Raw genomic sequence first — 14,095 nt, 5'->3', positions numbered from 1 at the left:
CCACGAACCCAGGGTTCGTGGGGCTTTGTACGACCGAAACGGGCCGAAAGCTGAAATCAGCTTCCGACGACCTCCAGCTTGAACTTCGCGGTCACGTCGGGGTGCAGGTTCACGACGATGTCGTGCTTGCCCGTGCTCTTGACGTGAGCCTTCGGCAGATCGATGCTGCGCTTGTCGACGACCGGGCCACCGGCAGCCTTCAGAGCAGAAGCGACGTCCGACGCGGTGACCGAGCCGAACAGCTTGCCCGAGTCGCCCGCGGTCTTCACGGACAGCGTGACGGCCTCGAGGCCTTCGATGGCCTGCTTGAGCTCGTTGGCGTGCTCGAGGCCGCGGACGGCACGAGCTTCCTGAGCGCGGCGGATGCCGTCGACCTGCTTCTGAGCTCCACGGGTGGCCTGGATGGCCAATCCGCGGGGCAGCAGGAAGTTACGGCCGTAGCCGTCCTTGACCTCTACGGTGTCGCCAGGCGCACCGAGGTTGTCCACATCAGCGGTGAGGATCAGTTTCATACCAATCGCCCTTTCTATCGAGCCGTCGCGGCGTAGGGCAGCAGTGCTACCTCACGCGAGTTCTTCACGGCAACGGCCACGTCACGCTGATGCTGGACGCAGTTGCCGGTGACACGGCGAGCACGGATCTTTCCGCGATCGCTGACGTACTTACGCAGCAACGTCGTGTCCTTGTAATCGATCGACGTGTTCTTTTCCTTGCAGAAGGAACACGCTTTCTTCTTGAGCACCTTGTCGCGCAATGGCGGTTTGGGCATGGGTCTTTCTCCGTTACATCTGGTTGTTCTCGATCGAAGGATCTAGAACGGTGGCTCTTCGTCTCCGCCACGTCCGCCGAAGGAGCCCGACGCCGCCGGGGCACTGCCCCAGGGATCGTCTCCGCCGGAACCGGAGTTGGACGAGGAGTTCGAGCGGCCGCCGCCCGATCCGCCGGAGGAACCGGAGCCGGAGCCGGAGTTGAAGCCGCCTCCGCCGCCACCTCCACCGCGATTGGCCTTGTTGACCTTTGCGGTGGCGTAGCGAAGTGAAGGTCCGATCTCGTCGACTTCGAGCTCGACGACTGTCCGCTTCTCACCTTCACGCGTCTCGTACGAGCGCTGCCGCAGCCGTCCGCTCACGATCACTCGCGAGCCTCGGGTCAAGCTCTCGGCAACGTTCTCCGCTGCCTCGCGCCAGATGTTGCAGCGCATGAAGAGCGCGTCGCCGTCTTTCCACTCGTTCGTCTGACGATCGAATGTGCGCGGGGTGGATGCAACCGTGAAGTTGGCAACCGCCGCACCGGCGGGGGTGAATCGAAGTTCTGGATCAGCCGTCAAGTTTCCGATGACGGTGATGACGGTCTCGCCTGCCATGGTTCCTCTTTCAGTAGTAAGCGTTGTAGATGCCAGCCTAGAGGCGGGCAACGACAATTACTTGCCCTGTCGCAGGACCTTCGTGCGCAGAACGGACTCGTTGAGTCCGAGCTGACGATCCAGCTCGCTGACCGTGGCAGGCTCGGCGTTGAGGTTCACAACGGCGTAGATGCCCTCGGCATGCTTGAGGATTTCGTAGGCCAGACGACGCTTGCCCCACACATCGACCTTGTCGACGGTGCCGCCATCCTTGCGAACGACGTTGAGGAACGTATCGAGCGACGGAGCGACAGTGCGCTCGTCCAGATTGGGGTCGAGAATGACCATCAATTCGTAATGACGCATAAGACCTCATCACCTCCTGTGGACTAGTGAAAACGGCCACGGACTGTCCGTGGCAGGAGGGTCGTTGCGTCAGCAACCCCTCGAAGATACACGAGGCGGGCCCTGACCTGCTAATTCGCGTCGGGCGCACGGTCCGGCGTTCGCGCGTCATAGTCTTGCACCATGCGATCCGGGGTCCGCGCCAATCCGATGACGGTCGTCGTGGTCGTCGCGATGGCTGCGGTGGGATTGATTCTGGGTTATCTGAACAAGGCCCGATGCGCGGTCGCGCCGTTCGACGCCTCCGGTCGCAGCACGATGTTCGACGCCATCAAGGATTCCTCGGTCTGCTACTCCGACATCCAATTCCTGTGGCTCGGCCGAGACATCGACAATCACATCTTTCCGTACATTCACGGGGCCATCACCAGCGACGGAATCCTCACGGGCGGAACGGTGGAGTACCCGGTCCTCAGTGGATTGCTGATGTGGCTCGGAGCCATTCCGGCCCACACCGATGCACAGTTCCTGTTGACCTCGGCGTTGATTCTCGCGCCGTTCGGTCTGCTCACCGCCTGGATGCTCGGCCGGATGGCAGGCTGGCCCGCCTTGCTCTGGTCGATCGGCCCGCCTCTGGTGATGTACGCCTTCCACAACTGGGAGCTTCCCGTCGTGGCCACCGCCGTCGGCGCGATATTCGTCATGACGCTGCCGATGCCGCTGCGACGCAAGGCGATTCTCGCCTCGGTGCTGCTGGCCGTCGGCTTCTGCCTCAAGCTCTATCCGGGAGCATTCGTGTTGCCCCTGATCGCGTACGTGGTCACCGGCGGCATCGATGGACGCGAGTCCGCCGACACCGTCCGAGCTCGCTGGGACATCCGCGGCGGCCTGATGGTGGCCGGCGCTGCCATCGGCACGGTCGTCGCAGTGAATCTGCCGTTCGCGGTGCTCGGTTACGAAGGATGGCGGGCGTCGTTCACGTTCCAGTCGCTGCGGCAGGCAGACCTGACGACCAACTCCATCTGGTACTGGGGATTGCGCCATTTCTACATCAACGACCAGATGAATCCCGATGCCTACGCCGAGGCCGAGGCCTCCTTCCAGAACGTGGTCGACGTGGCGTCGCCGCTGCTGGTGTTCGCCGCGTTCGCTCTCGCGCTGTGGCTCGGATGGCGTCGCGCGAAGGTCGTCGGGACGTACCCGTGGGTCGCGGTCAGCGGATCGATGCTGTGCGGTTTCATGCTGCTGCACAAGGTGCACTCGCCCCAGTACACGCTGTGGCTGCTGCCCTTCCTGGTGCTGCTTCGGGTCCCGTGGGGGCTCGTCGCCGCGTATCTGGTCGTCGATCTGTCGATGGGAATCGGCGTCTTCAAGTACTTCGCCGCGTTGGCCTCGGGGGCCGATGCCACCGACGAAGAGTTCTTCGTTCTCGTCGGAGTGTGGGGACGAGCGCTGCTGCTGCTGGTGTTCTTCGTGCTCTTCCTCCGAGCTCGGATGCGGGTTCCGTTCCCGGGCGAAACCGACCAGGCGTCTGTATCATCGCCCCGACCAGCAACGATATCGCTGACAACATCACCGGGGCAGTAGCACGTAGGGCGGGGCGGGGACATGACACAGGTGTCGCAATCGCAGGAGAACACCGAGAAACTAACCACCGAAGTACGACGCGTCGGCCTCGTCGAGGACCACGAATCGGTAGCGCTCGGACTCAAGGCCATGCTCGCAGACGAACCCGACCTGGACTTGGTGTCCACCGCCGCCACGGTCGCGGAGCTGCTCGCCCAACAGCCGACACTCGATCTGGTGGTGCTCGATCTTCGTCTGGGTGACGGTTCGTCACCCCGCTCGAACGTGGAGCAGTTGCACGCCGCCGGCGCGCGCGTCCTCGTCTACACCGGAGCCGAGAACGCCTTTCTCGTTCGTTCGGCAGCCCGTGCAGGTGTGCTCGGCGTGGTCCGAAAGTCCGCCCCCGCGGCGGCGATCGTCTCCGCGATCCGACGCGCAGCGAGCGGCGGGCAGGTCGTCACGACGGATTGGGCTGCCGCGATCGACGGCGATCCGCAGCTTCCCGACGTCGGGCTCAGTCCGCGTCAGCGCGAGGTACTCGCCCTCTACGCGTCGGGCGAGAAGGCCGGACGCGTTGCCCGCCTCGCCGGATTGTCCGAGCAGACCGTCAACGACTACCTGGTGCGGATCCGCAACAAATACGCCGAGGCCGGGCGTCCGGCACCGACGAAAACCGACCTGTACAAGCGAGCGGTCGAGGACGGCTGGCTGCCGATGCCCGAACTACCTCCGCAGGATTGATGCAGGGTCCGAGCGCAGAGGAACGCCTCTCGCGCTACATGGCTCGCTTCGCGAGTGCCGGCGCGTTCGCCTATCTGGTGTTGCTGGGACCGCAGATCCTGTCGCAGTTCGATCGGCTGCAACCCTGGTACACCCCACTGTTCGTGTGTTCGATCTTCGGCCCGGCTCTCTGCCTGTCGTTCGCGTCGTTCCGGTGGAGCATGCGCCGCATCCGCGCTCTCGTCACGGCGATGGCCGTCGCGTATCTCTCCGGGCAGGTGCTCTGGCTTCCGGCCTTCGAGGGCCCGGCACTCGGATTGACCGAATCGGCCTGGATCGCTGTGTTCCCCGGTCTCATCTCGGTGACGACGGCGATCGCGTGGTCGAATCGTGCGATATTCGCGTACCTACTGTTCGTCGCCTCCTTCGGGCAGGTCGTCAACTATTTCAGCCGAATCGACCACGGCAACGTTCCCTTGTTCTCGGACATCGTCTTCGGCATCGTCTTCTGCGGAATCTTCACTGTCACAGTGACATTGGTGGTCCGAACCGGTCGGCTGCTCGATACGACGCGAGTCGCCGCAGAATCTCAGGCCGCCACGGCAGCAGCGAGCGCTGCGAGATCGGTCGAGCGCGAACGGTTCGACGCATTGATCCACGACGACGTCATGTCGACGCTGCTCTCGGCCGCGCGCGTGGGCAACAGTCCGGCGCTGACCGCTCAGTCAACCACGGCACTCGCCCGGCTGGATCGGTTGCGTGCGGGCATCTCCTCGACCGAACCCGTAGGACCCGACAGCTTCCTCGCCTACCTCCGATCTGCGCTGACCGAAGTGGACGACGACGTGGTCATCGATGCCGATGCGGTGTCGCAGGATTCGACACTGCCGATGGAGGCGGTGCGCGCGCTGTCGGCGAGCGCCGCAGAAGCGCTGCGAAACAGCGTCCGACATGCGGGTGATCGCGCGCAGCGCGAGGTGCACGTTCGCGTCGACTCCGACTCTGTGCGCATCGACGTCCGCGACGACGGGTACGGCTTCGACCCCGGGTCGGTTGCCCCGCACCGACTGGGTCTCGCTGTCAGCATCAGAGGTCGCATGCGTCAGCTGCAGGGCGGATCGGCCGAGGTGACGTCGACACCAGGCCACGGCACCACGGTCACGCTGACGTACCGGTCCCCGGTGGACGCGACATGACCGACGACCCCGCTGTCGACGCCGATCGCGACGTCCGGGCCTTCCTCGGAATGAACACCGCCAGCGCGTACGGAGTCGCCGCGACCTTCTTCGGCACCTACTCGTTGATGAACTTCACCGCCTCGGAGGGCGTGCAGAGCGTCTGGGTGGTGCAAGCGGCGGTGCTGCTGGTGGCATTCGCGGCGTTCGCACTGGCGGCCGTGCCAGGCGATCCGCTCGGGGTCGGGTGGGCGACGGCCATCAGCGCATCGGCTCCCGTTGCCACAGCCGTTGTGTTGTCACAGCTTTCGGTACCGGTCGCGAACGGGCTGCAGACCTGGCCGCTCAGCGCTGCGGTCGCCCTGTGCGGGTTCGTCAGTGTGCGGGGGCGCACTGTCCTCGGTTGGGTGGCGATGGCCGCGGTGGTCGCGGTGTGCACTGTCTGGTCGGCCGCCACCGGCCAGGGCCCGATGGCCGGTGTCGCGATGTCGGTCATCAGCTTCGCCCCATTGGTGATGGCGACGTTCTTCGCACTGACGTTTCGCTCCACGGCCGCGGCGGTCTTCGAGCTCCGGGCTCAATCTCGTCGCCGCGCGGCAGAGGACGCCGCGACCTCGGCCGGCCTCGACGAGAGAGATCGCCAACTCGAGCAGTTGGATCATCTCGCCCGCCCGTTGCTGGAGAAGATCGCGAGCGGATCCGATCTCGATGCCGCGGAGCGTCAGGCCTGCGGACTTCTCGAGGCAGCTCTGCGGGATCGACTGAGGGCACCGGGACTGATGACGGACGAGGTCGCCGCGCAGGCGCGGGCTGCCCGGGCACGGGGAGTGCAGGTGGTTCTGCTCGACGACGGCGGACTTGCTGTGGTTCATCCCACAGTGTCGACGCGGGTGAGCACCGCGGTTTCCGACGCACTCAGGGGTTCGACGAGCGGAGTGGTGACCGCTCGGATACTGCCGCCCGGCCGCGCGAGGATCGTATCCATCCTGGTCAGCGACTTGAGCGCCGACGTGCGGATCGAACTCGATGCCGACGGCCGGCAGTCTGTCGTAGCTTCGTGACACGCTCATCGGACGGTTGACGGTTCAATGCCCCTAATAGTCAGGGCAGAAAACCTGCGAATTACCTGTGAGAATCATTCCCATTGGTTTAGTTGGTCTCAACCCACTACGGCGTCCGGGAGAATTGATGTCTGCACTGCTCGAACCCTTGCCCTCCGCGGACGACGCGGGAGTCCCGACGACGCACCGTTCACGTGGGCCCATCAGCTTGGTTCCGCCTGCGATGCAGATTCACCCTGTCCCGGCCGCCCCGAGCCCGTTCCCGCCGCGACCGGATCTGACCGGCCGCGAGATCGAGGTGCTGCTCTGCTGGATTCGACACGACTCGAAGACCGAAGTGGCGAAGACACTGTTTCTCTCGCTCGGCACGGTCAACACACACCTCACCCGAATCCGGGCCAAGTACACCTCGGTCGGGCGCCCGGCACCGACCAAAGCCGCCCTCGTCGCACGGGCCCTGCAGGACGGGCTGGTCGATATCTCGGAGCTGTGAGCCCGTCGGTCAGACGCTGACTGCGGTCTCCACGCCTTCGTTCTCCAGACGCTTGTTGCGTCGGATGCTGCTCAGCAGGGCGGCTCCGATGAACAGAATTCCCACGAAGCCGGTGATCAGCTCGTTGATGTGCACACCGATCGAGACCAGCAGGATGATGGACAACGCGCCGATCGCCCAGTGCGCACCGTGCTCGAGGTACACGTAGTCGGACAACGTTCCCTTGCGGACCAGGAACACCGTGATCGAGCGGACGAACATCGCGCCGATGAAGCCGAGGCCGAGCGCAATGATGATGGGATCGGCGGTGATGGCGAAGGCACCGATGACACCGTCGAACGAGAAGGACGCGTCGAGCACCTCGAGGTAGAGGAACAGGAAGAATCCGGCCTTACCCGTCGCCTTCGCCAGTTCGCTCGGTCCGCCCGAGGACTCTTCGCCCTCTTCCTCGACGTGGAAGAGCTCACCGAGTCCGTTGACCGAAATGTAGGTGATCATGCCCAGCACACCCGAGACCATGACGGTGGAGATCTTGTCGTCCTCGGCCAGGAACTCGGCGCTCAGTACCAACAGCAGGCCTGCGACGACCACGGAGAGCTGATCGAGGCGGCCGATCCGGGCGAGGGGCTTCTCGAGCCAGCTCAACCAGGTGATCTCGCGATCCTCGAAAATGAAGCCGAGGAACAACATCAGCAGGAACATGCCACCGAACGCGGCGATCTGCGGATGCGCGTCGGTGAGCAGAGTTTCGTAACTCGGCGACCCGTCCGGGAAGGTCGCGGCGCCGTCGGCGGGCGGGTTCAGTGCCAGATCGAGTGCCGCCACCGGGCCCAGACCGGACGCGGCCCAGACGATGACCAGCGGGAACAGCAATCGCATGCCGAACACCGCGATGATGATGCCGATGGTGAGGAAGATCTTCTGCCAGAACTCGCTCATGCGTCGCAGCACAGTGGCATTGATGACGGCGTTGTCGAAGGACAACGACACCTCGAGCACGCCGAGGATGAGGACGAGGATCATCGCCTCGATCCCGCCGTACAGGAAAGCCACGATCACGGACACGATGGTGACCGCGATCGACCATCCGAAGATCTTCACAACCACAGGCGTGGCCCTTCTCGAGACTAAAGACGGAAAAACCCCCGCCTATCATGAATGACGAGGCGGGGGTACTCCCAATCTTGAGAGGGCCTTTACTACACGTTTACCCCGAAATCGCGGGCGATTCCTGCGAGTCCGGATGCGTAACCCTGACCGACTGCGCGGAACTTCCACTCCGCGCCGTTGCGGTACAGCTCACCGAAGACCATGGCGGTCTCGGTGGAGGCATCCTCGCTGAGGTCGTAGCGAGCGAGCTCGGAGTTGTCGGCCTGGTTGATGACGCGGATGAACGCGTTGCGCACCTGACCGAACGACTGCGAGCGTGCGTCCGCATCGTAGATCGACACGGGGAAGGTGATGGTCTCGATCTCCGGCGGTACTGCGGCGAGATCGACCTTGATCTGCTCGTCGTCTCCGTCGCCCTCACCCGTGGTGTTGTCGCCGGTGTGCTCGATGGAGCCGTCCGGAGACTTCAGGTTGTTGAAGAACACGAAGTGCCCGTCGCTCAAGGCCTTCTTCGTCGAGTTCAGAGCGATGGCGCTGGCGTCGAGATCGAAGTCGGTGCCGGTCGTCGTGCGGATGTCCCATCCGAGACCGACCACGACCGCGGTCAGGTTCGGAGCTGCCTTGGTGAGCGAGACATTGCCACCCTTGCTGAGGCTGACGCCCATGGAGAGGTCCTTTCGCAATTGGTTTCCCGTTACGGGTTCAACCGTAGTGGGAATGTCCGGTTCTTGGACGTACTCCGCCAACGAGTACGACATCGCCAGGGTTCCCGTCAGTACTATCGAGCAGGTGACAAGTCGCTGGCCTGGGGTGTTCCGCCGGGGTACCGAATCCGACGCCGCCGCGCGTCGTTCCCAGGACAACGCTGTCGCCGCGTTCCTCGACATGGACAAACGTCAGTCCATCGCCTCGGCGGGAGTCGAGGCCTCCACCGCACTGCGTCCTCAGGATCGACTCGCGAGCCGGTGGGCAGACACCGAGAAGCAATGTTTCGACGCCGGAGCCGCCTACCTCGCCGCCGTCGATCAGTTCGACGGAATCACCACTCCTGCCGCCAGATCGGCATTCGACCGAGCGACCGCGCTTCTGCACGACGCCAGCTCGGCTGTGGATCGGTTCTACGACGCCCACCGAGACACCCTCGAGCAGTCCTCCGCTCAGTTCGCCGCGACCCCGCGGTTGGTCCAGGACGCACTGGCCGAGGCCGACGCAGCCCGATCGACCGTCGACGAACAGTTTGCCGGCTACCCCTCACTCCGGCAGGCGTGGCGCGAACTCGATTCGGCGACAACGCAATTGCAGGCCGATCAGCGCGACCCCCTGCGCGCCCGAGAGCACGCCGCCCTGGTCCGCGAGCGGGCGGCCGCACTGCGTGCTGCAGTGAACTCGGCCCCGGGCCGCCTTCAGGAGGCCCGAACGGCACTGACCTCGGTGCGCACCCGAATCGAAGCCGTGCGAACGAGATCCGAGGGCATTGCCCCGGCCTTCTCGAGCTTGCTGCGGGAGTTCAACGCCAAGAGCTCGGCGGACCTCTCTCGCAACGAACGGTCCAGTGCGCGCCACATCGAGCAGGCCGACGAGGATCTGAGCGCAGCGCGTTCTGCACTCGACGCGGGCAATCCCGAACACTCGTTGGATCTGGTGACCCAGGCACGCCAACACCTGAGCGATGCCGAACAACTGGTCGACGCGGTCACCGACCGAGTTCGTCTACTGCGCGCGGTCAAAGCCGATCCGAAACAGACCGAGAACAAAGTGCGGTTCAAACTTCGTGACGCCCAACAACTCGCGGTCAACCGTGGTCTGGTTGCCGAATGGGGCTCGGTGTTGGATGCTCAGCTCGCCCGGATCGACAGGGCGAGCACAGCCCTGTCGGGTACCCACCCCGACTACTGGTCATATCTGCAGGATCTGGATACCATTTCGGACTTCATCGCAGGCGTGATCGACCGCATGCGTACCTCGCACTGATCACATTCACACGAAGGACAGTGGTGCAACACTTTCGCCATCTCGACGCAGACACCCGTGAACGAGTGTTCTTCCTGCAGCCGGAGGACATCGAGACGAGCGACGGAAACGACCTCGTGGCAACGGCTCTCGGAGCGACGCTGTACATCCCGGCGACGCGTCCCGACCTGACCGCGACGGTGAACAAACGCACCGACGAGGGGGTTCGGTCCATCGTCATCGATCTCGAAGACGCTGTGGCGGACCATAATCTGGAAGAAGCGCTGGCCAACACCGTACGAACTCTGAACGAACTCTCGGGTTCGGGATCACTGGTGTTCGTTCGAGCTCGCACCGCCGCGCACATCCGCAGCATCTGCGCCGGCCTGAACCACGGTGCCGCCGGGCTCGCCGGATTCGTCGTACCGAAGTTCACGGCAGCACGCGGAGCCGAGTTCCTCGACGAGATCGTCGCCGCGTCCGCGACGCACGGAACCCGTCTGTTCGCCATGCCCGTCCTCGAATCCACGGAAGTGGTGCACCGGGAGACACGCGACGCGGAACTGGTTGCCATCCGTGAACTCCTCGGTGCGTACCGCGACACCGTGCTGGCGGTGCGAATCGGGGCCACCGACATGTGCGGCACCTTCGGCATCCGCCGCGACCGCGACCTGACGATCTACGACGTCCGCGTCGTCGCCGACGTCATCAGCGCCATCGTCAATCACCTGGGTCGTTACGACGGATCGGGTTTCGTCATCACCGGACCGGTGTGGGAGTACTTCGCAGACCACGAACGCATGTTCCGCCCGCTGCTGCGCCAGACGCCGTTCGTCGATCAGGAGGCCGTGCGCTTTCGCCAGCAACTGGTGAGCAGCGACCTCGACGCCCTCCTGCGCGAGGTGGCACTCGACCGCGCGAACGGCATTCAGGGCAAGACCGTCATCCACCCCTCGCACGTGCCTGCCGTGCACGCGCTGTCCGCGGTGACGCACGAGGAATACCACGACGCACTCGACATTCTCTCTTCCGACCAGGGCGGCGTCCAGGCATCCGGCTACCGCAACAAGATGAACGAGCTGGGACCGCACCGCAATTGGGCGAAACAGACGGTGGTGCGCGCCAGGGCGTTCGGTGTCACCAACGAGGGGATCACGTTCGTGGATCTACTGACCGCACTGGCACAGCGATGAACGCGAATCCGGCCGACGGCATCGTGCTCACCGACACCGGTTCGTCGTCGTCCTGGACGGCAACACAGTTGGTGCTGCCCGGTCTGCGTCGCAACCCTCGCCGCGCCCACCTGTTGGTCTCGACGGTGCTCGGCAAACACATACCCGTCGATCCGGACGTCGTCATCTCCGCCGGCAACGAACTGGCCGCCCTGGTGCAGACCGCGGTGGGCGGCTCCGATGTCGACGTGCTCGGATTCGCCGAAACTGCAACCGGATTGGGCCATACCGTCGCGACGGCTCTGGGCGCACACTGCTACCTGCACTCGACGCGTCGCCACGTTCCCGGCATGACCGTGCACGGCGAGTTCGAGGAGGGTCACTCACACGCCACCGACCACCTGCTGATGCCCACCTCGGCCGACCTTCTGGCCGGCGACCTACCGTTGATACTCGTCGACGACGAGATCTCGACCGGAGCGACCGCGCTCGATGCCCTTCGGCAGATTCACGCATCCGCCGGCCGCGCGCACTACGTCATCGCATCCCTGGTGGACATGCGCACCACCGAGCATCTCGCTGCAGCTGCGGCGGTGGCAACAGAACTCGGCGTTCGGATCGACAACGTGAGCCTGGCGCAGGGATCGGTTGAGCTCGAGCCAGGCCTGGTGGAAACGGTACTGGCCCTCCCCGATCCGGAGTTCGATCCGGTTGCTGCACAGCCTGGTTCGGTTCGGCGCGTCGATGCGCAGTGGCCGGCAACCTTGCCCGACGGCGGCCGGCACGGGTTCCTCCGATCCGACGCCGCCGGTTTCGACTCGGCGATCGATGCTCTCGCAGCCACCGTCGACTCCTCGCTCCCCGGATCGGCACCGGTGGTCGTCATCGGCCACGAGGAGCTCATGTACCTGCCGCTCCGACTGGCGGCGGCATTGCAGGAGCGCGGGCACACCGCACTGTTCCAGACCACCACACGGTCACCGGCATACGTCCTCGACGTGCCCGGCTACCCCCTGCGCCGCGGCTTCGAGTTCACTGCGCCCGAGGACGAATCGGGATTGCGCTACCTCTACAACGCGTCCGGACCGGACGACGCGACACTGGTGCTCGTCGCCGACGCCCCCGCCGACACCGACGCTCTGGCAGCAGCCGCCGAGACCCTGGCCGCCTCGGGTACCGACGTGCTGCTGGTCGTCGTCACGGGCGCGGACCCGGTGGCTCTCGAAGTCTCGCGGCGGGCACGTCCGCTGCGGGGGCCGGATTTCGGTTCGTACGCAGCGGAGGAAGTCACCTGGCTGCTCAAGGACCTCTCGTCGGTCTCACTCGAAGCAGGAATCGAGGAGCGGGAGAAGCGCATTCAGGCAGGCGAAGCCCACTACGCCGAATCGCTTCCGGTCGAGTATCAACCGGATCTTGCCTACCGCGAACTGTTCGAGAAAGTGTTGCATGAGAGCGCGTCACGGCTGGCGGTCGCGGTCGGCACCGTCACCGAGGTCGTGCTGGCCGAGCGCGGACACGACATCGCACTGGCGTCCCTGGCCCGCGCGGGCACACCCGTCGGAATTCTGATGCGCCGCTGGGCATTCGCAGCCCATGGCATCGAGATTCCGCACTATGCCGTCTCGATCGTGCGCGATCGAGGCATCGACGCCGTCGCCTTGCGCTACCTGGCCGAGCATCACGATTCGCGCTCGGTGGTGTTCGTCGACGGCTGGACGGGCAAGGGCGCGATCGCTCGCGAACTCACCGCGGCGCTGCGCGAATTCCCCGGAGCCGAGTTCGACGACGACCTCGCCGTGCTCGCCGATCCGGGCAACTGCGCTCGCACCTACGGCACCCGCGACGACTTCCTCATCGCCTCGGCCTGTCTGAACTCGACTGTGTCGGGCCTGGTTTCACGAACCGTGCTCAACGACAGTCTGATTCGTCCCGGGGACTTCCACGGCGCGAAGTACTACGCCGATCTCGCCCCCGACGACGTCTCGCGTCACCTGCTCGACACCGTCGCTGCCCGTTTCGAGGACGTCCGGGACGAGGTCGATGCCTCTGTAGCAGCGGTTCTCGGCTCCGACCGAACGCCCACGTGGTCCGGCTGGGCATCGGTGGAGAAGGTCCGCGAGGAGTACGGCATATCGCACGTCAATTTCGTCAAACCCGGCGTCGGCGAAACCACTCGGGTGCTGCTGCGTCGTGTCCCGTGGCGAGTACTGGTGCGCGAGGCCGATGCGCCCGAGCACGAACACATCAGGATGCTCGCCGCGGCCAGGGGAGTGCCGGTGGATGTGGTTCCCGACCTCGCATATTCGTGTATGGGGCTGATCAAGAACGTGTCGAGCGGGGACGCGTCGTGAGCGCTCTCGTCGCGGTGGATCTCGACCGTACGATGATCTTCTCCGAGGGCGCACTCGGTGTGCCCCTGGACGATTCGTTCGAGTGCGTGGAGCTGTACGAGGGAAAGCCGTTGTCGTACATGTCTTCTCGTTCGATCTCTCTGCTGCGCGAGTTGAGCGAGAATGTTGTGGTGGTGCCGACCACGACACGTACCATCGAGCAGTTTCAGCGGATCGCACTCCCAGGTGCCCCGTGGCGGTACGCCATCACCAGCAACGGCGGCAATATTCTTGTCGACGGCGAGCCGGACATGCACTGGCGCAACGGGTTCGAGTTGAACCTGGCCGGCATCGGTGCCGAGTTGAGATCGAGGGTCTCCGAGGACTGGGTCCTGAAGTACCGCGAAGCCGACGGCCTGTTCTGCTACCTGGTGGTGAACACGGCGGCCGTGCCCGAGGGCTTCGTCGCGGAGTGGTCGCAGTGGTGCGCCGCTAGGGACTGGAACGTCTCGCAACAGGGGCGCAAGATCTACACGATGCCCAACGCGGTGTGCAAGAGCTCTGCGGTGGCCGAGGTTCGGACCAGGCTGGTACAGGACGGCACCCTCGACGCCGACGCCCGAGTCCTCGCCGCAGGTGACGGTGCACTCGACGCCGAGATGCTCATCGCGGCCGACGCCGCGATCCGTCCGCGGCACGGCGAACTGGAGCTGCTCGGATTCACTCGACCCGGTTTGACCGTCACCGAGTCCTCCGGTGTCCGGGCCAGCGAGGAAATTCTCGAGTGGCTGCGGAACCGAACCGCCGTGCGCCGCGTCTAACTGTTCGTCG

The 14,095-nt window shown here is 64.8% G+C and carries 15 protein-coding genes; 9 read left to right on the top strand and 6 right to left on the bottom strand.

Going from position 1 to position 14,095, the window contains the following annotated elements; all coding sequences use genetic code 11:
• Positions 1–56: 56 nt before the first annotated feature.
• The 4 genes from rplI to rpsF are packed head-to-tail and all read right to left on the bottom strand — an operon-like array spanning position 57 to position 1,708.
• Entirely contained in the window at positions 57–512 is a 456-nt protein-coding gene (gene rplI / locus AB0362_RS17525) for a 50S ribosomal protein L9 (RefSeq protein WP_032378698.1), read from the bottom strand.
• A gap of 14 nt (positions 513–526) precedes the next feature.
• On the bottom strand, positions 527–769 hold the full coding sequence (gene rpsR, locus AB0362_RS17520; RefSeq protein ID WP_032396926.1) for a 30S ribosomal protein S18: 243 nt from the start codon (positions 767–769) through the stop codon (positions 527–529).
• A gap of 42 nt (positions 770–811) precedes the next feature.
• A complete protein-coding gene (locus AB0362_RS17515) occupies positions 812–1,363 on the bottom strand; it encodes a single-stranded DNA-binding protein (protein ID WP_037195207.1) in 552 nt (183 codons plus the stop codon).
• A 57-nt stretch (positions 1,364–1,420) separates the two neighbouring features.
• A complete protein-coding gene (rpsF, locus tag AB0362_RS17510) occupies positions 1,421–1,708 on the bottom strand; it encodes a 30S ribosomal protein S6 (RefSeq protein WP_008711385.1) in 288 nt (95 codons plus the stop codon).
• Between the two features lie 162 nt (positions 1,709–1,870).
• Here rpsF and AB0362_RS17505 point away from each other — a divergent pair, with 162 nt between their 5' ends.
• From AB0362_RS17505 to AB0362_RS17485, 5 genes are all read left to right on the top strand, one after another.
• Positions 1,871–3,274, top strand: a complete 1,404-nt coding sequence (locus AB0362_RS17505) for a hypothetical protein (RefSeq protein ID WP_366235982.1) — start codon at positions 1,871–1,873, stop codon at positions 3,272–3,274.
• A gap of 21 nt (positions 3,275–3,295) precedes the next feature.
• On the top strand, positions 3,296–3,994 hold the full coding sequence (locus AB0362_RS17500) for a response regulator transcription factor (RefSeq protein ID WP_366235981.1): 699 nt from the start codon (positions 3,296–3,298) through the stop codon (positions 3,992–3,994).
• Complete coding sequence (locus tag AB0362_RS17495; RefSeq protein ID WP_366235980.1) at positions 3,994–5,169, top strand: ATP-binding protein; 1,176 nt, start codon at positions 3,994–3,996, stop codon at positions 5,167–5,169. Before AB0362_RS17500 ends, AB0362_RS17495 begins: the two co-directional genes overlap by 1 nt.
• Complete coding sequence (locus AB0362_RS17490) at positions 5,166–6,209, top strand: hypothetical protein (protein WP_366235979.1); 1,044 nt, start codon at positions 5,166–5,168, stop codon at positions 6,207–6,209. Before AB0362_RS17495 ends, AB0362_RS17490 begins: the two co-directional genes overlap by 4 nt.
• 127 nt (positions 6,210–6,336) lie before the next feature.
• A complete protein-coding gene (locus AB0362_RS17485; protein ID WP_149408094.1) occupies positions 6,337–6,702 on the top strand; it encodes a helix-turn-helix transcriptional regulator in 366 nt (121 codons plus the stop codon).
• A gap of 9 nt (positions 6,703–6,711) precedes the next feature.
• On the opposite strand, the gene AB0362_RS17480 is transcribed toward AB0362_RS17485, so the two are convergent.
• Positions 6,712–7,809, bottom strand: a complete 1,098-nt coding sequence (locus AB0362_RS17480; RefSeq protein ID WP_068048447.1) for a DUF475 domain-containing protein — start codon at positions 7,807–7,809, stop codon at positions 6,712–6,714.
• 92 nt (positions 7,810–7,901) lie between these two features.
• The gene (locus AB0362_RS17475; RefSeq protein WP_027495074.1) at positions 7,902–8,477 is read right to left on the bottom strand and encodes a TerD family protein; all 576 of its coding nucleotides are present in this window, start codon (positions 8,475–8,477) and stop codon (positions 7,902–7,904) included.
• A gap of 220 nt (positions 8,478–8,697) precedes the next feature.
• Here AB0362_RS17475 and AB0362_RS17470 point away from each other — a divergent pair, with 220 nt between their 5' ends.
• From AB0362_RS17470 to AB0362_RS17455, 4 genes are read left to right on the top strand one after another with little or no spacing between them, the layout of a single operon-like run.
• A complete protein-coding gene (locus AB0362_RS17470) occupies positions 8,698–9,783 on the top strand; it encodes a hypothetical protein (protein WP_366236051.1) in 1,086 nt (361 codons plus the stop codon).
• A 23-nt stretch (positions 9,784–9,806) separates the two neighbouring features.
• Positions 9,807–10,955 carry an HpcH/HpaI aldolase/citrate lyase family protein gene (locus AB0362_RS17465; RefSeq protein ID WP_366235978.1) on the top strand — a complete coding sequence of 383 codons (1,149 nt, stop codon included), beginning with the start codon at positions 9,807–9,809 and terminating at the stop codon, positions 10,953–10,955.
• The gene (locus tag AB0362_RS17460) at positions 10,952–13,285 is read left to right on the top strand and encodes a phosphoribosyltransferase (RefSeq protein WP_366235977.1); all 2,334 of its coding nucleotides are present in this window, start codon (positions 10,952–10,954) and stop codon (positions 13,283–13,285) included. Before AB0362_RS17465 ends, AB0362_RS17460 begins: the two co-directional genes overlap by 4 nt.
• Entirely contained in the window at positions 13,282–14,085 is an 804-nt protein-coding gene (locus AB0362_RS17455) for an HAD family hydrolase (protein ID WP_366235976.1), read from the top strand. Before AB0362_RS17460 ends, AB0362_RS17455 begins: the two co-directional genes overlap by 4 nt.
• Positions 14,086–14,095 lie beyond the last annotated feature (10 nt).

The sequence above is a fragment of the Rhodococcus sp. NPDC079359 genome (genome assembly GCF_040702585.1).
Taxonomy (GTDB): Bacteria; Actinomycetota; Actinomycetes; order Mycobacteriales; family Mycobacteriaceae; genus Rhodococcoides.
Note: the sequence above shows the minus strand (reverse complement) of the source record. Positions and strands in the feature narration are given on the sequence as shown.

Excerpts from the sequence above, each read along its gene's own strand:
- AB0362_RS17490 (WP_366235979.1), top strand. The coding sequence starts at position 5,166 with ATGACCGACGACCCCGCTGTCGACGCCGATCGCGACGTCCGGGCCTTC.
- AB0362_RS17460 (WP_366235977.1), top strand. The coding sequence starts at position 10,952 with ATGAACGCGAATCCGGCCGACGGCATCGTGCTCACCGACACCGGTTCG.
- AB0362_RS17495 (WP_366235980.1), top strand. The coding sequence starts at position 3,994 with ATGCAGGGTCCGAGCGCAGAGGAACGCCTCTCGCGCTACATGGCTCGC.
- AB0362_RS17515 (WP_037195207.1), bottom strand. The coding sequence starts at position 1,363 with ATGGCAGGCGAGACCGTCATCACCGTCATCGGAAACTTGACGGCTGAT.
- AB0362_RS17470 (WP_366236051.1), top strand. The coding sequence starts at position 8,698 with ATGGACAAACGTCAGTCCATCGCCTCGGCGGGAGTCGAGGCCTCCACC.
- AB0362_RS17500 (WP_366235981.1), top strand. The coding sequence starts at position 3,296 with ATGACACAGGTGTCGCAATCGCAGGAGAACACCGAGAAACTAACCACC.
- rpsF (WP_008711385.1), bottom strand. The coding sequence starts at position 1,708 with ATGCGTCATTACGAATTGATGGTCATTCTCGACCCCAATCTGGACGAG.
- AB0362_RS17505 (WP_366235982.1), top strand. The coding sequence starts at position 1,871 with ATGCGATCCGGGGTCCGCGCCAATCCGATGACGGTCGTCGTGGTCGTC.
- AB0362_RS17475 (WP_027495074.1), bottom strand. The coding sequence starts at position 8,477 with ATGGGCGTCAGCCTCAGCAAGGGTGGCAATGTCTCGCTCACCAAGGCA.
- AB0362_RS17485 (WP_149408094.1), top strand. The coding sequence starts at position 6,337 with ATGTCTGCACTGCTCGAACCCTTGCCCTCCGCGGACGACGCGGGAGTC.
- rplI (WP_032378698.1), bottom strand. The coding sequence starts at position 512 with ATGAAACTGATCCTCACCGCTGATGTGGACAACCTCGGTGCGCCTGGC.
- rpsR (WP_032396926.1), bottom strand. The coding sequence starts at position 769 with ATGCCCAAACCGCCATTGCGCGACAAGGTGCTCAAGAAGAAAGCGTGT.